The organism is uncultured Albimonas sp., from assembly GCF_963977235.1.
GTDB lineage: Bacteria > Pseudomonadota > Alphaproteobacteria > Rhodobacterales > Rhodobacteraceae > Albimonas.
This window is the reverse complement of the sequence record NZ_CAXBOD010000026.1, coordinates 39537-58935: the sequence shown is the minus strand read 5'-3', so window position 1 is coordinate 58935 and position 19399 is coordinate 39537. Positions and strand designations below refer to the sequence as shown.

Here is a 19399-nt window from a genome sequence, read left to right as displayed (position 1 = left end):
GTCGCGACCGGATTCTGCTTTCGCTTCGAGGGTTGTGGGGCAGAGGCTGAGCACCGCACCTGCCGCCAGGAGGGTCGGAAATGGTCTCTTCGGGCCGATGTTCTCCAGACATAATGACTGCTGCGTCTTGGCGAGCTTTGTTCAACATAGTGAGCGAAACAACCAATAGAGCGCGGCCACTATGCACTTCGATGTCAGGGGCGTTCACCAGACGCTTCTGAGATTCAGCGTCCGGCTTAGTGCGACTTGGCGGATCAACGCTTCCTTTGGACGTCCGGGTAGCGCAGGAGGCAAACGTGACATAGGGCCGGGCGATGCCAAACCTGCATGGTGCAACAGGCCCAAGGCAGTCACTGGCAGGCGCCGCGGAGCAGGCTTGGTGCTGGACCGTTTCGGCCCGCCGCGATGACCGAACTCCCGACGTGGAACGCGGCGTCCGAAGCGGAGTGCAGAGCGTCGCGCCGGTCGAAGTCCGCTGAACGGGCCGGCGTCTCGAGCGTCGCCTCGAAGCGCGCCCTTCGGTTGCAATGCGTCTCGGCATTTCTCCGGCAAGGTGGCGCCCGCAGGTCGTTATGGTCGGCGCACAGAGGGCGGCCGGCCAGCCCGGAGGACGGCGCAACCGAGCGAGGCTCGGCGCTCAGGCCGGCGGTTCTCCTGCCAGCAGCGGCAGCGTGAAGGTTGTGAAGTCGGTGAGGATGTGGGCGCCGGTGGAGACGAGGATGTTCTTCGTCATGAGATACGGCGCCAGCAGCACCAGGCGGATCGGGACGAGGCCGACCAGCGCCTGGCCGTAGTTCCACTGGTAGGTCGGCAGGTGCGCCAGCGCGAACATCACCGACACCGCGAGCGCGGCGAGCCAGATCGCGAGCGGGCGGGAGAGGCCCGCGCGCGTCAGCCCCCACAAGAGCGCGAGGAAGGGCAGGATCGTGAACAGCTCCTCGCCGAACAGCTGCAGGGCCGAGCGCAGGAAGAACAACGTGCGCTGCGTCGCGTCGAAGCCGGAGACGAGCTCTGCGGCCGGGTTGGGCTGGGCGTCAAACAGGCTCAGCGCGACCAGGCCGACGGCGATCGTGACCGCGTAGGTCAGCAGGAAGGTGGCGAGGATCAACAGCAGGTCGCGGGCTCGGGGCCGGCGGAAGATCGCCGTCCAGCCCGGCCCCGCCGCCCAGGCCAGCGCCGCCAGCGGCAGGCCGGCGAACACGATCGCGGGCAGGAAGCCGCCAAGGCCCGTGGGAAAGGCGCTTTGCAGCGGCTGCAAGGCCGCGAAGGCGAGCGCGACGGCGGCCAGCACGACCAGCCAGCCGACCGGGCGGATCGCGACGGGCGCGCCGCGATAGAACGGGAAATCGTCGTCCGACCGCTCCAGCCAGCGGATCCGGTCGCCGGGGACCACGGCGGGGCGAGAGGGCATCGGTGCATCCTTTCGTGCGCGGGGCGGTCTCGCAGGCGACTCGACCGGCCGGGGGGCGGCGGCGCCCCGCGACGCAGACTACATGGTTCCGCGCGGCCCGCGAGCCGGATCGCGAGCGCGGCGAGGATCCGCCGATCCGGGCGCGGCACGGCGGCGGGGCGCCTTGTCGAAGGCGCGGCGGCGCGAGATGCTCGGCCGCCATGGCCGAGACCGGCGGCGGAGGCCAGAGGGACGGAACGCGTCGCGCTCCGGCGCAGGGGGATCCTCGCGACCGGGCCCATGGGGTCACGGCAGCCGGTCCGCGCAAGCGTCGAAATCGCTGAGGCGACGGAAGAGACCCTCGCCCTCACTCGCTCCCGCCCGCTGCTCCGAAGACCGCGTGACCCTCATCGCGGGCCAGCTCGCCAGCCGCTGCGCGGCGGACTGGCTGGCGGTGACCGGGCGCTGCGTCCTGCGCGGCGCCGGCCCGCGGTTCCCGCCGGCCTCCGACGCCGTCGCCGAGACGCTGGCCCGCCCGGGATCCCCTGCAGGCCGGGCTGCCGGACCCCAACCGCGACATCCGCCCGGAGCCGGGGGCGGCGGACCGAGGCGCCGCCCCGCGCCGGCATCATTCTGGCGCGGGGCATGCCTGTGCGGTATCACTCTCCCCAAGGGAGAGCCGCGACGCGGCGGGAGGGGGCGATGTTTCCAGTTGTCGACGACACGCGGACGGGCCCCGGACGGGACGGCCGCGACGTCGTCTTCGACCATGTCGAGCATTTCGCGCTGACCGATCCCGAGGCGGGACGGCTGGTGACCAGCCTGCTGCCGCTCGAGGATCTCGGCGTGTTCCTGGTGCGCAGCACCGGCCACGACATCGCCCTGTCCGAGCCGGAGCGGACCACCTTCATCGCGCCGCTCGACGGGGTGATCGAGGTCGAGGGCGAACGCTCCCGCGCGCGGGGGACGCCGTGCGAATCGATGCTGCTGCAGCCCGGCTACCGTCGCACGCGGGTTCGGCCGCCAGAGGCCGGCGGCTTCGCGGCCATCGCGGTGATCACGCCGGCCGGGGGCGGGGGCGCGGCCTTGCCCACCGCGCAGCTTTTCGCCCGCGGCGCGCATGCGGCCGCCGACGCGATGGCGGGCTACCTGCGCTATTTCGCCGAGGCCTATGCGCCCGCGGGCAGCCCCCTGCGCCGCCCCCCTGCCCTGCGCGCCACCCGGGCGCTGCTGCTGGACTTCTTTGCCGATATGGCGGCTGGGGCGGACCCGGACCGCGCCCCTCTCCCGCTGTCCGAGCGGCGCGTGCGCGAGGCCGAGGAGATCATCCTCGCCCGGCATGACGAGCCGCTCTCCATCGCCGGGGTGGCCCGGTCGATCGGGGTCTCGAGCCGGGCGCTGCAGCTCGCCTTCCAGGATCGGCGCGGGATCAGCCCGCGCGCCCATCTCAACCGGGTGCGCCTCGAGGCCGCCCGGTTGCGCCTGCTGACGGCAGGACCTGCCGAGCGGGTGACCGACATCGCGCTCGCCTGCGGCTTCACCCAGTTCGGCCGCTTCTCGGTCGTCTATCGCGAGACCTTCGGCGAGCGCCCCTCCGACACCCTGCGCCGCGCCGGCGGCTGATCCGGCCGCGGCCGGAAATCGGCGCGCGATTCGCATTCTGCATAGCGACGCTGCGGCTCGCGCATTGCCCGTATCGGTCGCCGGGCGCGACAGTGCCCCCGATCCGGCCTCGGACCCATGTCCGCGCCGGCCAATCCGGGAGAGCGCCCTTGTCCAGCCGTCTTGTCGCCTGCCTCTGTCTCGCCAGCGCCATGGCCCTCGCCGCCTGCGCCGACGACGGGCGGCGACACACTGCGCCCGCGCCGGGAGGCGGCGAGCCGAACCTGCATCGCCATGACAACGGCGCGATCACCGTGCGCTACGACAATGGCTGCGTGGTCACCTACAACGCCGACGGGCGGCGCAGCGGCTCGAACGGCTGTCGCCCGGGCCAGGTGGAGCGCGCCGACACGGCGGTGCAGGACGACGCCCAGGCGCGGGGCGGCGGCGGGCTGACGTTTCACAAGCGCAACGACGGAACCGCGCGGGTGCGCTTCGACGACGGCTGCGTGGTGACCTACAACCGCAAGGGCGACCGCACCGGCTCGCAGGGGTGCCACCCCCGCCAGGTCGAGCGCGCGGACCGCGCCGCCCAGACCAACTGGTGAGCGTCGACCCCCGGCGTCTCCTCAGCCGGCCGCCTCGGCCGGGGACCGTCGCGGCCGCGCCCTCGCAGGCGCCGCGGCGGTCCGCAGACCCTTCGCCCCCGTCGTCGTCTTCGCCCCCGTGAGACCTGAGATGAGCAGGAAACCCCAACCGATCGGCATCCTGGCCCCGGCCGTCGCGCTGGCGCCTTTCGCCGCCGAGCGGCCCGGCGGCTGCCGCGGGGGCGAGGTCCTCAACCGATACGGCCGCGCCAGCGGGAGTGTGCGGGTCACCGGCCTGATCACCCCACGCGACGGGGATTGCTGGCTGGCCGGCGTCACCGACCCCGACGCCGCCTGCCCCGCGGTGTTCGAGGATCTCGAGGACCGCGGGCCGACCCGTCTCGCGTGCTCCGAGCGGCCCAACGGCGCCGCGGCACAGCGCCTGACCGACCACGGCAAGCCGTGGGCGCTGGCCTGTTTCCGCGGCGCGGCAGGGTCCGACACGCTCGACGTCTGACGCGGCCCCGCCTCCCGCTTCCCTAGGACCGACCCCGCCATGCCTCTCTCGCCCCGCATCCTGGCCGCCGGCCTCGTCCTTATCGCCGCGCCGGCGGAGGCGCAGGGCGTGCAGGATGCGCGCCGGGAGATCGCCCGCCCCGCCCAGGACGGGGCCTTCGGCACGCCGGCGCCCGGCATCGCCGCCGAGTCCCGGCTCGACAACGGCGCCCTGCCGGACACCGGGGTCTCGCGCCTCGCGCCGCCGCCGTCCAGCGACCGGGAGACGGGCCGCATTCTCGGGGCCGCCCTGCGCACTGAGCCTGCGCTCGGCCGGGTAACCGCCACGCAGGACTGCGGGACCGTCTTCCGCGGAACCGTCTGCCAGGGGCGACCCTCGTCCGAGATCTCTTGGAAGGGCGCGACGCGGGCGAACCTGATCCTCGCCGAGACGCTCGACGCCTCTCGCCCGGCGCCGGAGGGGGCCAGCCGGCGCGCCTCGGTGAACCTGGCGAGGGCGTCGCGGGCTGGCGCCTGCGCGGCCCGCCAGAATTCTCGATCCCATCCGTCCTGTGCAGGAGACCTGACATGAGCCTTGCGATCCGCCTCTCCGCCCTTGCCCCGGCCGCCGCGCTGGCGCTCGGCGCGGCCCTGCCGCTGTCCGCCGAGCCGGTGGCCGAGCGGGACATGCTCCGCTACTGCCAGGGCGAGGCTTCGGCCCGCTTCGGGGTCAGCCCTCAGGCCTTCAAGATGGGCGAGCTCGAGGATCGGCAGAACGGCGCGAAGCTCGCCCACGGCCGCTACGAGGACGGCGACGGCCACGTCGCCTTCGCCTGCCGCTTTCGTCCCACCGGCGAGTTCTTCTGGGTGCGCACGAAGGACGAGATGGAGACCATCAAGGACGACCGCGACGACGCCGCCGAAGCCTTTGGCGGGCCCGAGCCGCGCCAGGTGCAGGCCTGCAACGCGGTCGACGACCGCTATGGCAAGGTGGTCGAAAGCAACGCCCTGAAGCCCGGATCCTGGGAGATCATCCTCGACTACGACGACGGCGCCTACGTCTGCAACGTCGATGAGAAAGCCAAGGTCACCTACTTCGAGAAGCTGAAGTGAGCCGCAGGACGCTCTCGGCGCTGCTCGGCCTGGCCCTGCTCGGGGCCTGCGCCGAGCCGGCCCCGACGCCGCCGGCGGCCTCGGCGTCCGCCCCGGCCGGGCCGGCCGAGGAGGCCTGCCTCGCCCATCGGGTCGCCCTCGGCGGCCCCGGCGGGGCCGCGGTGACGGTCGAGGGCGTCGCGCCCGCGGGCGGGTCCCGCGAGGTGGTCCTGCGCGATGCCGAGGGCCAGGGCTTCCGCTGCCTCGCCTCGAGCGCGGGCGAGGTCGAGGACTTCGCCGCGATCCTCCCCGGAAGCCGCCCCTCGACCGGCGCGGCGACGCCGGAGGCGGCCTGCCTGGAGGCGGTCGCGGACGTGTCGGGGGAGGCGCGTGCGACGACGCTTTCCTCGGAGTTCTCCGAGGCCGGGACGCTGGTGCGCGTGGCCGTGGGCGATCCCCCCGCGCCGTGGCGCTGCATCGCCTATCGCGACGGCTCCACCGCGGGGATCGAGGCGGAACCGGCCGACGACCACCTGAGCGGCGCCGCGGCGGAGTTCGACGCGATGGCCGGACCCTGCCGCGACCAGGCCGCTCGCATGACCGGCCTGCCGCCGAGCGCGGTCGAGGTCAGCAACCGGATCCGCACCGGCGGCGGCCCGCTGCTGACCCTGCTGGCCGGCGAGACCGCGCTGAGCTGCCGTCAGGAACCGGGCGGCCGCGTCGCCGTGTTCAGCGAGTTCGCCAACTGACGCGCCCTGCGCCGCCCGCCCCCCGGGGCGGGCGGCCTGATGCGAGGAGAGAGCCCAGATGCCGATCCGACCGACGCTTCCGGCCGCGCTCTGCGCGCTCATGCTCTGCGCCGCACCCGCGGCGGCGGAGACGCCGGAATGGCTGCGCTATCCGGCGATCTCGCCCGATGGCACGCAGGTGGCTTTCGCCTGGCAGGGCCAGATCTGGGTCGTCCCGGCGGAGGGGGGCGAGGCGACGCCCCTGACCTCCGCCACCGCCTATTCCAAGGCCCCGGTCTGGTCGCCGGACGGAACGCGCATCGCCTTCGCCTCCAGCCCGCATGGCAATTCCGACGTCTTCGTGATGGAGGTGGCGGGGGGCGAGGCGCGGCGGCTGACCTTCCACTCGGCCTCGGACCTGCCGATGGCCTTCTCGCCCGACGGGTCCGAGGTCTGGTTCGCCTCCAACCGCCTCGGCGACCCGGTCGCCTCTGGCGACGACGCGGTGCACGGCATCGGCCCGCTGATCGCGGCCCCCCACGCGGTCCCGGTCGAGGGCGGCCGCGTCCGCCGCCTGTGGTCCACCGCGGCGCTCGAAATCGCGCCCGACGCCGAGGGGCGGCGCATCCTTTACGCCGACGACGCCGGCCCGCTGGAGGACCAATGGCGCAAGCATCAGGTCTCGGCCGCGGCGCAAGACGTGTGGCTGGTCGACCGCGACACCGGCCGCCACACCCGCCTGACCGAATGGCGGGGCGAGGACCGCGACCCCGCCTGGATGCCTGACGGGAGCATGGTCTGGCTGTCCGAGCGCGGCGGCGCCTTCAACGTCTGGCGGCGCGGGATCGAGGGCGGGGAGCCGGAACAGATCACCCACCACGAGACCTGGCCGGTGCGCTTCCTCAGCGCCGCCGACGACGGCACGCTGGCCTATGCCTGGGACGGCGGCCTGTGGCGCCTGCCGCCGGGCGGCGAGGCCGAGCACATCGCCATCACGATCCGCCGCAGCAGCCTCGTCGGCGGCCGGCAAGTGCAGGCGGTGAACGATCAGGTCAGCGAGCTGGCCGTCTCCCCCGACGGCGCCTCGCTGGCGCTGGTCGCGCATGGCGAGGTCTTCGTGGTCGACGCGGCCTCCGGCGCCACCCGCCGCCTGACCGACACGCCTCAGCTGGAGCGCTTCGTGACCTGGGCCCCGGACGGTCGGGCGCTGGCCTACGCCTCCGAGCGGGACGGGACCTGGGACATCGTCGAGGCCCGGCTGACGCGGGACGAAGACGCGTCGTTCTCCGGCGCCGCCCCCTTCGCCGAGCGGACGCTGCTGGCCACGCCCGACGACGAATACCAGCCCCTCTACGCCCCCGACGGCGGTCGGATCGCTTACCTGCACGAGCGGACCGAGCTGCGGGCGCTGGACATCTCCGATGGCGAGAGCGTCGAGGTCCTGCCCGCCGACGCGACCTATTCCTACTACGACGGCGACCGCAGCTTCGCCTGGGGTCCGGACGGCGCCTGGCTGGCGGTCGGGACCGGCTTCGGCCCCACCGCCGAGATCACGCTGGCCGACGCCGCGGGCGAGGCCGCGCCGGTCAACCTCAGCCTCAACGGCTTTTCCGACGGGGACCCGCAGGTCGGCGCCGACGGCGGCATGGTGGCCTGGACCACCGACCGCTACGGCCTGCGCGCCGCCCAGGGCGAGGCCGCCACCGCCGACATCCAGGCCGTGTTCCTCACCGCCCGGGCGCTGGCCGCCTTCCAGGGCCGCGAGACGCCGGAGACTGCGGAGCCGGAGACCGCGGAGACCGGGGGGCCCTTCCCCGACCTCTCGGGTCTCGAGCATCGGGGCCTGCGGCTGACGCCGTTCTCGATGCAGGCGGTGTTCTCGCGCCTCTCGCCCGACGGGCGCACGCTCTACGTGGTGGCGAACCAGCCGGACGGGACGGCGGTGGGCTACGCGCTGGGCGTGGGCGGCGGGGGGCTGCGCACGCTCTTCACCCGCCCCGCCGCGCCCGACGCGATCTACGAGATGGACGCCGCGGGCACGACGCTCTTCGCCTATGCGGGCGGCGCGATCACCCGCTACGACGCGGCCTCCGGCGCCCCCGCGCCCGTGCCCTTCTCGGCCGAGATCGACCGCGACCCGCGCGCGGAGATCGCCGCGATCTACGAGCATACCCATCGCTTCACCGCCCGCACCTTCTACCAGGCCGACATGCACGGCCGCGACTGGGAGGCGATCGGCGACCACTACCGCCGCTTCCTGCCCCAGATCATCTGGTGGGAGGACCTGGTGCAGCTGCTGGCCGAGGCGGTGGGCGAGCTCGACGCCTCCCACCAGGCCATCCACTTCCGATACCAGCCCGAGACGGCGGACGAGACCGGCTCGCTGGGGCTATATTACGACGACGCCCATCGCGGGCCCGGCATGAAGGTGGCCGAGGCGATCCCCGGCGGCCCGGCCGACCGCGCCGGCTCGGCGCTGAGGCCGGGGGCCGTGATCCTCTCGGTCGACGGCCGCCCGATCGGGCCGGAGATCGACATCCATCGCCTGCTGAACCGCGCCGCCGGCCGCGAGGTGAGGCTGGAGATAGCCCCCGCCGACGGCGGCCCCCCGGTTGCCGAGACCCTCACGCCCGTCCCCCAGGCCCACGAGAACGAATACGCCTACCGCGCCTGGGTCGCCCAACGCCGGGCGATGGTCGAGCGTCTCTCCGCCGGCCGGCTCGGCTACGTCCACCTGCGCGCGATGAACCTCGAGGGCTACCAGGCCGCCTATGGCGAGGCCTTCGGCCGCTACGCGCAGGCCGAGGGCCTGATCGTCGACGTCCGCGCCAACGGCGGCGGCAATCTGCACGACCAGCTGGTCACGATGCTGACCGGGACCTCCGACAGCGCCCTGGTCAGCCGAGCGGGCGACGTGATCACCCGCAACCCGGTCGGCCGCTGGACCCGCCCGAGCGCCCTGCTGGTCGACGCCGACAGCTATTCCGACGGCAGCGTGTTCCCCACGCTCTACCAGGCCAAGGGCATCGGCCCCGTCGTCGGCCAACCGGTCCCCGGCACCGGCACGGCGGTGGTCCGTCAACCGATGATCGACCCGCGTCTGGTCTACGGCATCCCCGAGCTCGGCTTCCGCCTCTCCGACGGCCGCTTCTTCGAGAACCTCGAGGTGCAGCCCGACGTCCTCGTGCTCAACGACCCCGAAAGCCTCGCCGCCGGCGAGGACCGCCAGCTTCAGGCCGCCGTCGAGACCCTCCTGCAGCAGCTCGACCCATAGCCCGGCCGCCGGCGCGCTCCGATCCCGACGCGCCCGGAATGGCCTCGGTCGGAGCGACGCCGGGGCGGTCGGGGAACCGAACCGGCTCGCTCCGGCTGCGAGACGGCCGCGCCTGATCCGGAAACCCGAGCGGTCTTCCTCCTCTCGGCGTCGCTTTCGATCCTCCTCGCCGCGATCATCATAGGCGCAGGAGCCCTCATCGAGCGATCGGCGCACCAGCTCGGTCATCGTCCCCTCGCCATCGAGGCGGCCGGAACGCTGGGAGGGAGGTCCCATGCTCTCGCCCATCCTTCGCGTCGTCGCTGCGCCGCGCGGCGCCGGTCGGCCGCTGCGAGGCGCCGCGCCTTCACAGGCTGGAGGGACGCACCCCGGACCAGGGCCCCCGCGTCGTGGACCGCTTGCAATGTAAACCGTTCGTTTTACATAGGCCCCACGTCTGCAGAAGGAGGCTCGCCATGGACATGTCCCCGAAGCTTGCCGCCGCCGCGGAGCGGCTCTTTGATCGACACGGCTACATGGCCACCGGCATGGACCGACTTACCGAAGCGGCGGGAATGTCGAGCCGCACCCTCTACAAGCACGCCGGCAGCAAGGCGCGCCTGATGGCGCATGTCCTCTCCCGGAGGGACCGACGCCTGATGGCGCGGCTCGAGGTCCGGACCGTCGACGCGCTGTTCGCGGCCCTTGAGGACTGGGTCCGCGTCGAAGGCGCGAGGGGCTGCCTGTTCCTGCGCACGCAAGCCGAGACCGGGGGCGACACGCCGGAGATCGCGCAGGCCGTTGCAGCCCACAAGGCGGGCTTCGGGCAGCGCGTCGCCGAGATCGTCGCGGCGGATCTGGGACAGGCGGACCCCGCGCTCGCCGAGCAGATCCTGGTTCTGTTCGAGGGCGCGACTCACGCGGCCGTCTACCGGGGCGCAGGGGCCGTGACCGCGGCCCGCGCCGCGGCCTCCGTGCTGGTCGAGAGCGCGAGATCATGACCCCGGCCCTGCGCATCGGCGCCGTCGGCTTCGGCCTGATCGCGGTATGCTACGGCTTCGCCCGCTTTGCCTTCGGGCTGTTCCTGCCGCAGATCGACGGCGAACTGAGCCTCGGCCCCTCCCTCAGCGGCCTGATCTCCGGAGGCTCCTTTGCGGGTTACTGCATCGCCATCGTCGCCTCGGCGGTCCTGACCGAACGGATCGGCCCGCGAGCAGTCGCCGCCGGGGCCGCCCTGGTCGCGGCGCTTGGCATGGCGGGCATTGCGCTCGCGCCCTCGCCGCTGATCCTGGCCGTTGCCGTGGTGGTCGCGGGGTCGAGCGCGGGCCTCGCCTCCCCGCCCATGGCCGCGGCCGTGGCGGCTGCGGTGCGCCGGGACCGGCAGGACCTGACGAACACGGTGATCAATGCCGGGACCAGCGCGGGCGTGGCGCTGTCGGGACCGATCGCGCTGGCCATCGCCGGGCAATGGCGACTGGCCTTCGGCGCTTTCGGCGCCGTGGCGCTGGCGCTCGCCCTCGCGGCGGCGGCCTCGATCCCCGATTCCCGGAGCGGCGGTCGCGGAGGCAGCCGTCCTCCGCTGTCCGGGCCGGTCGTGCGCCTCGTGTCCGCGTCGTTTCTGATGGGAGCGGCGAGCACCGCCGTGTGGTCCTTCGGCGGCCAGCTCGCGGCGCGGCAGCCCGACTGGGGCGCGAGCGGAACCGGCCTGCTGTGGACGTGCATCGGCGCCGGCGGGCTCGCCGGGGCCTTGGCCGGAACGCTTGTCGGTCGCTTCGGTCTCGACCGCGTCCACCGGGCCTTCCTCGCGCTGATGGCGGCGTGCATCCTCGCGGTCGGCCTCGGCGATGGACCGGCCCTCTCTCTGGCGGGGGGCGCCGCCTTCGGCGCGTCCTACGTGATGCTGACCGGGATCTATCTGATCTGGGGCATCCGCGCCCTGCCCGACCGCCCGGCGACCGGGCTGATGGTCGGGTTCCTGACCGTCGCGGTGGGTCAGACTGCGGGCGCGCCGGCATTCGGGCTGCTGATGGAGGGCTTTGGCGCCGGTCCCGCCGTGACCTGCTTTGCCGGCGTCGCGCTCCTCGCCGGGGGCTTCCGGGCAAGGCGCGCGAGCCACGTCGCGATCGCCTAGACGCCCTGCCAAAGCGCGGCGGGGCGAGCCGGCCTCGATCCCCGGAGAGCCGGCGCGCCGGACCGAGCCGCCGGCTGTCGGTCCCGGGCGGGGACCGATCGTGGCCGTCTGGCGGACGATGCCGCGGGCGGCGGCCGCGCGCGATCCTCGGACGGACGCCTGTTCGGGCTCGCGCGGCCCCGGGGCGCGGAGGGCGCGGAGCGCGCGGAGGGCGCGGCGCGGCGGCCGGGACCGCGCCCGGCGACCGCCCTCGGCCCCGCGCGGATCGCCCGGAGGCGCGAATTCCGCGATCATCGGCCGATTGCCCGCGACGATCTCGGCCAAACGCCTTGCGGAAAGGCGCGCAACACGTCATTTCCCCCCGCAGAGGCTGAACTCGCCCGCAACCCCCGAAAGGTCGTCCCCATGCCCGACGCGCAGCGCGTTCCGCCTCCGCTCGCCTCCGCGCTGCGTGAGCGCGGCTACGAGGATCTCACCCCCGTCCAGCAGGCCGTGCTGGCCCCCGACGTCGCGGGGCGCGACGCGCTGGTCTCGGCGCGCACCGGCTCGGGCAAGACCATCGCCTTCGGGCTCGCCATGGCCGAGGAGCTGCTGGCCGGCGCCGACCGCCTCGCCCCGCCGCAGGCGCCGCTGGCCCTGGTGATCGCCCCCACCCGCGAGCTCGCCATGCAGGTGCGCCGCGAGCTGGAGTGGCTCTACGCCCCCGCCGGCGCCGTCTTCGCCTCGTGCATCGGGGGCATGGACCCGCGGGCCGAGCGTCGCACGCTCGAGCGCGGGGCCCATATCGTGGTCGGCACGCCCGGCCGCCTGCGCGACCATATCGAGCGGCGCGCCCTCGATCTCGCCGAGCTGCGCACGGCCGTGCTCGACGAGGCCGACGAGATGCTCGACCTCGGCTTCCGCGAGGACCTGGAGTTCATCCTCTCGGCCGCGCCCGAGGGCCGCCGCACGCTGCTGTTCTCGGCCACCGTGCCCCGCGGCATCGCCGCGCTGGCCGAGCGCTTCCAGCGCAACGCCGCCCGCATCTCGACGGCCGAGGAGCGGCGCGCCCATTCCGATATCGATTACCGCGCCTATGCGGTGCTGCCCGCGGACCGGGAGAACGCGGTCTACAACCTGCTGCGCTTCCACGACGCCGAGCGGGCGCTGGTGTTCTGCACCACCCGCGCCTCGGCCGCGCATCTCGCCGCGCGGTTCTCGAACCGGGGCCTGCCGGTGGTGGCGCTGTCGGGGGAGCTGAGCCAGTCCGAGCGCAGCCACGCCCTGCAGGCGATGCGCGACGGGCGGGCGCGGATCTGCGTGGCGACCGACGTGGCCGCCCGCGGCATCGACCTGCCGGGGCTGGATCTGGTGATCCACGCCGATCTGCCCACCAACTCCGAGACGCTGGTCCACCGCTCCGGCCGCACCGGGCGGGCCGGGCGCAAGGGGCTGTGCGCGCTGATCGTGCCCCAGCGCTCCCGCCGCAAGGCCGAGCGGCTGCTGGCCGGCGCCGGCGTCTCCACCACCTGGGAGGCGCCCCCGGGCCCCGCAGAGATCCAGGCGCGCGACGACGTGGCGATCCTCGAGGATCCGAGCCTGGCCGAGGCGGTGGCCGAGGACGAGCAGGCGATGGTCGCCTCCCTGCTCGAGCGTCATGGCCCCGAGCGGGTCGCGGCGGCCTTCCTGCGCCGCCTGCGATCGGGCATGGCCGCGCCCGAGGAGCTGACCGACCCCGGCGAGGAGACCCGCCGCCCCCCGCGCGAGGCCTTCGGCGCCAGCGTCTGGTTCGAGCTGTCGGTCGGGCGCAAGCAGCGGGCCGAGCCGCGCTGGCTGCTGCCGATGGTCCTGACGGGCGGCGGGCTAGAGCGGCGCGACGTCGGCGCGATCCGCATCGGCGAGAACTCGACCCACGTCCAGATCGCCGCCGAGCGCGCCGACGCCTTCCTCGAGGCGATCTCGCCCGGCCGCACGCTGGAGAAGGGGGTGCGCGTGGCCCCCTCCGACGGACCGCCCCCCGGCGCCTCCGGTCCCGGCGGCCCCGGCGGCAGGCCGCGCCGCCCGGCCCCGCGGCCTCACCGCAGGGGACGTCCGGAGGGTCAGGACCGCTGAGGTCGCCCGCCCGGCGCCGCGCCCCGGCGCGGCCTGCCGGGGCGGGCTCCGGCCGCGAGACCCTGCCCCTCGCGATAGATCGCACGGGGACGCCCTGCCCCTCCCCACACCGCACGGACCCTGCCGGGAGCCGCTGAGACGGCGGGCGCGCCGGATCGGCGACGCGCCGGCGCCGGTCGAAATTCTGTGCAGCCCCCTTCCCACGCTCGCACTCCGCTCGGCCGGCCCGCGTGGCGCCGGGGGCGATTGAACGTGCGTCCGAAGGGGGGGCGGCGGCGGGAGTCTGGCGGGCCGGATGGGCGCGTTCGCCCGCCCCGGGCCGAACCGCGCAAGCAACCGCAAGGCGCTGCGCCGTTCATCCAAGTTCATGTATGAAATTTTCTTGTATTTGACCAAAACTCGCTCGAATATGCCTTCGGGGAAACGAGGAGTCGCGTTCATGAAACGCGCAGCATGTCTGCTGGCCGCGGGCGCAGTGTGGGCGCCTGCCGCCATCCCGTCGTCCGCGCATGCGCTCGACGGGGTTGGGGTTCGTCTGTCGATCATCGATCCCGCCGCGACGACCCGGACGGTCGCCGCGCCGCAGGACGCGTCCGACCCGGCGCTGCGGGCCTTCGCCACGCGGTTGCTGGCCGATCTCGAGCGTCAGCTCGGGGCGAGCGGCGCGCGCCCTGCGCAGGCATCGGCAACCCTGTTCCGCATCCCGCTGGTCGCCTCGGGCGACGCGCCCTATCCCGCGCCCCCCCCGCCCCCCGCGACCGAGGGCGCGGCCTGCGCCGTCGCCTCGCCGTGGATCGCGCTGACGGTGCGGCGGGACGGCGCGGGCATGAAGGTCGAGCTCTTGGCCCTGTGGAACGAGCGGCAGGTCCTGCTCGACCTCGCCGCGCTGGAGTCCGACGCGCCCCTGCCCGAGACCGCCCCGCAGACGCCGCTGACCCGCAGCGAATTCTCGGCCATGGCGCAGGCCTGGACGCGCGAGTCGATGGGAGGCGAGGCGCCCGCCGCGGGCGAGCCGCCGCTGGCCGAGCGCCTGCCCCCCGACGCGGCCCGGCTGTTCGCGGAGGCGCCCCAGGCGACCCGCGGTCCCTTCGACCTGGGCGCCGAGGCGACCCTGCGCGCGATCGCGGCGCGGATGAGCGAGGCCTACGCCGACCTCGCCGCCGCGCTGGTCGCCCGCTGCCTGACGCCAGGCGAGACAGGCGGCCGCTTTGGCGGACCGCACGACATTCGGACCCTCGCCGGTCCGGATTTTGGGACGGCGCCCCCGGAGTGAGGCCGCCGCCCCATGCACATCCAAGAGCCCGTGACGCCGGGCCAGCTGGGGAGAAAGACGATGGCATTTGCATCTGTAAAGAATAACACGACCTTCACCGGATTCAGCGCCGACGACGAGGCCACGATCCTTGATGCGATGAAGACCGGCTACAACGGCTCGGCGGTCGCCAAGAAGATGTTCGACGACTGGATCGCCGCGGGCAAGGACATCGAGGTCGACTTCGTCGCCGGCGCCTTCCAGGCCCGCACCAACGCCGGCAAGATCGAGATCGACCTGAGCTATCTCGACGACGCCAGCTACATCGACAACACCGGCCAGGCGGTCGAGGACACGCCCGTCACCGCGATCCTGCACGAGTTCGTGCACGCCCTGACCGGCAAGCGGGACAACGGCGACTATGTCACCGACTACCGCGGCGACACCGTCAATATGTCGAACAAGATCTACAAGGAGCTCAGCCTGGCCGAGCAGAACTCCTATGTCGCCTACGACAGCTCGGGCGACATCCTGACCCGCGACCGCGAGTATACGGCGGGCGCGTCCATCGACCGGTCCCAGGCCGGCGACCGGGACTGGAACTCCTCGGCGGCGGGCGTGTCCAAGGACCTGCTGATCGGCGGCGCCTCGGGCAACAACCTGCAGTCGGGCCGGGGCGCGGACGTGCTGTTCGGCGCGGGCGGCGACGACCAGCTCAACGGCGGGGACGGCGACGACGTCACCCTGCTCAGCGGCAAGCCCACCGACTACGACATCCGCGTCAACGCCGACGGCACCTGGACCTCGCGCCACGTGCGCGGCGACGCGGACGAGGGGACCGACACCTTCTCCAACATCGAGAAGGTGCGCTTCGCCGACGACGAGACCTTCAGCCTCTCGAAAGGGGGCCTGACCTACCAGACCGACTTCGCCTTCGTCGTCGACACCACCGGATCGATGTGGGACGACATCGGCGCGGTGCAGGCCTCGGCCACGGGCGTGATCGACGCGCTGTTCAACAACGACGCGATCGATGCGCGCGTGGGCGTCGTCTCCTACAAGGACAACGCCAACGGCGAGCCGACGCAGGTGCTGCTGTCGTTCACCGACCAGGACGATTTCGCCGACCGCAAGGCCGCGGCGCAGGCGGCGATCAACTCGCTTTCGGCCTCCGGCGGCGGCGACACGCCCGAGTCCGCCTTCGACGGACTGCTCAAGGCGCTCGACGGCTCGATGGGCGACTGGCGGGAGGGGGCGGGCACCAAGCGCATCGCCCTGTTCACCGACGCGCCGGCCAACGACGCCCACCTGCTGCCCACGGTGCTGAGCTTTGCGCTCAACATCGGGGCGGTGATCTCCTCGCGGACCACCGAGTCGCTGGGCGCGGGGATGACCGTCGACACGTTCAAGTTCAGCTTCGGCGACGGGCTCGCGGGCCGCGATCCGGGCTCCGAGGGGGACGATCTGCCCGACTTCGTGCCCAGCGACGACCCGGTGTCGCCGCTCTCGGGGACGGCCTCGGTGCAGATCACCACGATCCAGATCGCGGGCACCGACACCGATCCCGACCTGGTCGACGCCACCGAGCAGACCGGCGGCGCGGTGGTGGACGCGGCCGACCCCGACGCCGTGGTCGAGCAGCTTCTGAACCTGATCAACACCCCCAACTACGCCATCGCGGCCGAAGTCTCCTCGCTCGAGGAAGGCGACGCGGGCTTCACCCGCGTGACCTTCACCATCACCCGCGACCGCGCCGAGAACGACGCCGTGGTGACGCTGGGCACGACTGGCGACGCCGGCCCCGGCGACGTGACCAACATCAACGAGACGGTGATGCTGGCGGCGGGCGAGACCTCGGCCAGCTTCAACGTCCGGGTGCAGGGCGACACGGTCAACGAGCTCGACGAGCGCTTCGGCCTGACCATCGAGTCGATCGACGAGACCGCCACCGTGGGCATCGGCGAGGCCGGCTTCACGATCCTCAACGACGACACCCTGCTCGAGGGCACGGGCGAGGGCGAGGATCTGCTGGGCACGCTGCTCGACGACCGGATCGAGGGGCGCGGCGGCGACGACCTGATCCGCGGCTTCAAGGGGGCCGACGTGCTCGCGGGCGGGCTCGGCCGCGACGAGGTCTATGCCGGGCGCGGCATGGACGTGGTGCGCGGCAACAAGGGCGCGGACAGGGTCGACGGCAAGCAGGGCGACGACGAGGTCCACGGCGGCTTCGGCCACGACGTGGTGCGCGGCCAGCGCGGCGACGACCTGATCGACGGCGGCCGGGGCATCGACCTGCTGGTCGGGGGCGCGGGCGCGGACGTCTTCGTGCTGCAGGCCGGCGTGCCCGCCTACGACCGGGTGAAGGACTTCCAGGACGGGCTCGACAGCTTCCTCGTCGAGGGCGCCGGGGGGGCCGGGCTCGATGACCTGGTCTTCGACATCCGCGACGAGCGGACCCGCGTGTTCCTGGGCGACGACCTCCTGGCCGTGGTGCGGGGCGACTTCGAGGCCCTCGATCCGGGCGACTTCGTCTTCGCCTGACACGGCTCCGACCGGCGGCGCGCCCTGCCCGCCGCCGGTCCCCCCTCCCGACAGCCTCCGCTCCCGCGCCGCAATTGTGGCGCCGTGGCGCGAGACGGCTATGATGCGGTCCAGCGACCGACAAGGGGGAGGGAGAGCGCCATGGAGATCCTGGTGACCGGAGGCGCGGGCTTCCTCGGCGCGCGCCTGATCGCCGCGCTGCTGGCCGCGCAGGACGCCGGCGCGCCCGGCCTGCCAGCGTTCGAGCGGATCGTCTCGCTCGACCTCGCCCCCTGCCCGGTTCCCGACCCGCGGGTGACCTCGCGCCTCGGCGGGGTCGAGGAGGCCGAGGCGCTGGCCGGCGCCGTCGGCCCGCAGACGCGCGCGGTCTTCCACCTCGCGGCCGTGGTCAGCGGCCAGGCCGAGGCGGAGTTCGAGACGGGCATGCGGGTGAACCTCGACGGGACGCGCCGCCTGCTCGACGCCTGCCGGCTGCGGGCCGATCGGCCGCTGTTCTTCTTTGCAAGTTCGCTCGCCGTGTTCGGCGCCGACTGTCCCGCGGTCGTCCCCGACGACCAGGTGCTGCGCCCGCGCTCGAGCTACGGGACCCAGAAGGCGATGGGCGAGATGCTGGTCGCCGACGCCTCCCGCCGCGGCTTTGTCGAGGGGATCGTGGGCCGCCTGCCCACCGTGGTGGTGCGCCCGGGGCGGCCGAACGCGGCCGCCTCGTCCTTTGCAAGCTCGATCCTGCGCGAGCCGATGGCGGGCGAGCCCGCGGTCTGTCCCGTCGACCTCGACCTGCCGCTGTGGATCGGCTCGCCCGAGGCGACGCTGCGCAACATCGTGGCGCTGGCCTGCCTGGAGCGCGCGCGCTTCGGCGAGCGGATCGAGGTCAACCTGCCGGGCATCGAGACCACGCCGCGGGCGATGCTCGCCGCCCTGACGCAGGCCTGCGGGCCGGACGCCGCTTCCCTCGTCGCCCACCGCCCCGACCCCGCCATCGAGGCGATCGTGGCGAGCTGGCCGAGCCGTTTCGACACCGCGCGGGCCGAGGCCCTGGGACTGCGCGGCGATCCCGACGTCGCCGCCCTCGTGGCCGCCCACCAGCGCGCCATGGGCCTGACCGCCTGGACCTGAGCGGCCGCGGGGAGGGCAACGACAAAGGCCCCGGGCGCGGACCCGGGGCCTGTTTGCGAAGCGCGAAACTAGCGGCTCAGGACAGCGCCCGGACCACCTCCTCGGCGCGGATGATGCCCAGGTCCTCGCCATTGGGCCCGCGCACCCACAGCGTGGGCGAGCCGGCCAGCAGATCGAGCACCTCGCGCACCGGCATGTCGGCCTCGACCACCCCGCAGCCCTCGGGCGCCCAGCCGGGCTGGGCCACGTCCGAGGCGCGCAGCACGCCCAGCGGGTTCATGTGGGCGACGAAATCCTCGACATACGCGTCGGCCGGCTCGCGGATGATCTGCTGGGGGGTGCCGCACTGCACGATGCGCCCGCCCTCCATGATCGCGATCCGGTCGCCGATCTTGAACGCCTCGTCGAGGTCGTGGCTGACGAAGATGATCGTGCGTTTGAGGTTGCGCTGAAGCTCCAGCAGCTCGTCCTGCAGGCGGGTGCGGATCAGCGGGTCGAGCGCCGAGAACGGCTCGTCCATCAGCAGGATCGGCGCCTCGGTGGCAAACGCGCGCGCGAGACCCACCCGCTGCTGCATGCCGCCCGAAAGCTCGCCCACCTTGCGGTCCGCCCAGTCGGTCAGGCCCACGAGGTCGAGCTGCGCACGGGCCTTCTCCTCGCGCTCCTTGTCGGGCATGCCGGCGAGTTCGAGGCCCAGCCCCACGTTGTCGAGCACGTTGCGCCAAGGCAGCAGGCCGAACTGCTGGAAGACCATCGCGACCCGGCTCAGCCGCATCCGGCGCAGGGTCTTGGCGTCGCAGTTGGAGACGTCGGTCATCCCCTCGCCGTCGTTGACCAGCACCCGGCCGCGGCACACGGGGTTCAGCCCGTTGACCGCGCGCAATAGCGTCGACTTGCCCGAGCCCGAGAGGCCCATCAGCACCAGGATCTCGCCCTCGCCGACCTCGAGGCTGCAGTCGTGCACGCCCAGGACCTGGCCGGTCTCCTCCTGGATCTCGGCGCGGGACTGGCCCCGGTCCATCAGCGGCAGGGCGGTCTGGGGGTCGCCGCCAAAGACGATGTTCACCGCCTCGAAGGTCACCGCGGCGGGGCGGGTGGTGTTCTGCGTGGCCATGCTCGCC

14 protein-coding genes and 1 pseudogene are annotated in these 19399 nt (G+C 73.4%); 13 read left to right on the top strand and 2 right to left on the bottom strand.

Annotated features, from left to right (window positions below):
* Window positions 1–637: 637 nt before the first annotated feature.
* Complete coding sequence (locus AAC134_RS13430) at window positions 638–1411, bottom strand: CPBP family intramembrane glutamic endopeptidase (protein WP_339949607.1); 774 nt, start codon at window positions 1409–1411, stop codon at window positions 638–640.
* Between the two features lie 681 nt (window positions 1412–2092).
* On the opposite strand from AAC134_RS13430, the gene AAC134_RS13425 reads away from it, so the two are divergent.
* The 13 genes and pseudogenes from AAC134_RS13425 to denD all read left to right on the top strand — a co-directional run bounded on the left by AAC134_RS13425 (window position 2093) and on the right by denD (window position 18278).
* Window positions 2093–3013: a helix-turn-helix domain-containing protein gene (locus tag AAC134_RS13425; RefSeq protein ID WP_339949606.1), complete on the top strand. Its 921-nt coding sequence runs from the start codon at window positions 2093–2095 to the stop codon at window positions 3011–3013.
* 149 nt (window positions 3014–3162) lie between these two features.
* The gene (locus AAC134_RS13420) at window positions 3163–3600 is read left to right on the top strand and encodes a hypothetical protein (protein ID WP_339949605.1); all 438 of its coding nucleotides are present in this window, start codon (window positions 3163–3165) and stop codon (window positions 3598–3600) included.
* 130 nt (window positions 3601–3730) lie between these two features.
* On the top strand, window positions 3731–4096 hold the full coding sequence (locus AAC134_RS13415; RefSeq protein WP_339949604.1) for a hypothetical protein: 366 nt from the start codon (window positions 3731–3733) through the stop codon (window positions 4094–4096).
* 39 nt (window positions 4097–4135) lie between these two features.
* Complete coding sequence (locus AAC134_RS13410) at window positions 4136–4666, top strand: hypothetical protein (protein ID WP_339949603.1); 531 nt, start codon at window positions 4136–4138, stop codon at window positions 4664–4666.
* The gene (locus AAC134_RS13405) at window positions 4663–5187 is read left to right on the top strand and encodes a hypothetical protein (protein WP_339949602.1); all 525 of its coding nucleotides are present in this window, start codon (window positions 4663–4665) and stop codon (window positions 5185–5187) included. Before AAC134_RS13410 ends, AAC134_RS13405 begins: the two co-directional genes overlap by 4 nt.
* Window positions 5184–5915: a hypothetical protein gene (locus AAC134_RS13400; protein WP_339949601.1), complete on the top strand. Its 732-nt coding sequence runs from the start codon at window positions 5184–5186 to the stop codon at window positions 5913–5915. The genes AAC134_RS13405 and AAC134_RS13400 overlap by 4 nt, the downstream gene beginning before the upstream one ends.
* 58 nt (window positions 5916–5973) lie before the next feature.
* Entirely contained in the window at window positions 5974–9168 is a 3195-nt protein-coding gene (locus tag AAC134_RS13395; RefSeq protein WP_339949600.1) for a S41 family peptidase, read from the top strand.
* Between the two features lie 455 nt (window positions 9169–9623).
* Window positions 9624–10148, top strand: a complete 525-nt coding sequence (locus AAC134_RS13390) for a helix-turn-helix domain-containing protein (RefSeq protein ID WP_339949599.1) — start codon at window positions 9624–9626, stop codon at window positions 10146–10148.
* A complete protein-coding gene (locus AAC134_RS13385) occupies window positions 10145–11278 on the top strand; it encodes an MFS transporter (protein WP_339949598.1) in 1134 nt (377 codons plus the stop codon). Before AAC134_RS13390 ends, AAC134_RS13385 begins: the two co-directional genes overlap by 4 nt.
* Window positions 11279–11683: 405 nt before the next feature.
* Window positions 11684–13744 (top strand): annotated as a pseudogene (locus AAC134_RS13380) (DEAD/DEAH box helicase).
* A gap of 64 nt (window positions 13745–13808) precedes the next feature.
* A complete protein-coding gene (locus tag AAC134_RS13375) occupies window positions 13809–14642 on the top strand; it encodes a hypothetical protein (RefSeq protein WP_339949597.1) in 834 nt (277 codons plus the stop codon).
* Window positions 14643–14702: 60 nt separating this feature from the next.
* Window positions 14703–17162, top strand: coding sequence for a VWA domain-containing protein (locus AAC134_RS13370; RefSeq protein WP_339949596.1), 2460 nt, complete (start codon window positions 14703–14705; stop codon window positions 17160–17162).
* A 141-nt stretch (window positions 17163–17303) separates the two neighbouring features.
* Window positions 17304–18278, top strand: a complete 975-nt coding sequence (gene denD / locus AAC134_RS13365; RefSeq protein ID WP_339949595.1) for a D-erythronate dehydrogenase — start codon at window positions 17304–17306, stop codon at window positions 18276–18278.
* A 76-nt stretch (window positions 18279–18354) separates the two neighbouring features.
* On the opposite strand, the gene choV is transcribed toward denD, so the two are convergent.
* Window positions 18355–19392, bottom strand: a complete 1038-nt coding sequence (gene choV, locus AAC134_RS13360; protein WP_339949594.1) for a choline ABC transporter ATP-binding protein — start codon at window positions 19390–19392, stop codon at window positions 18355–18357.
* Between the last annotated feature and the right edge of the window lie 7 nt (window positions 19393–19399).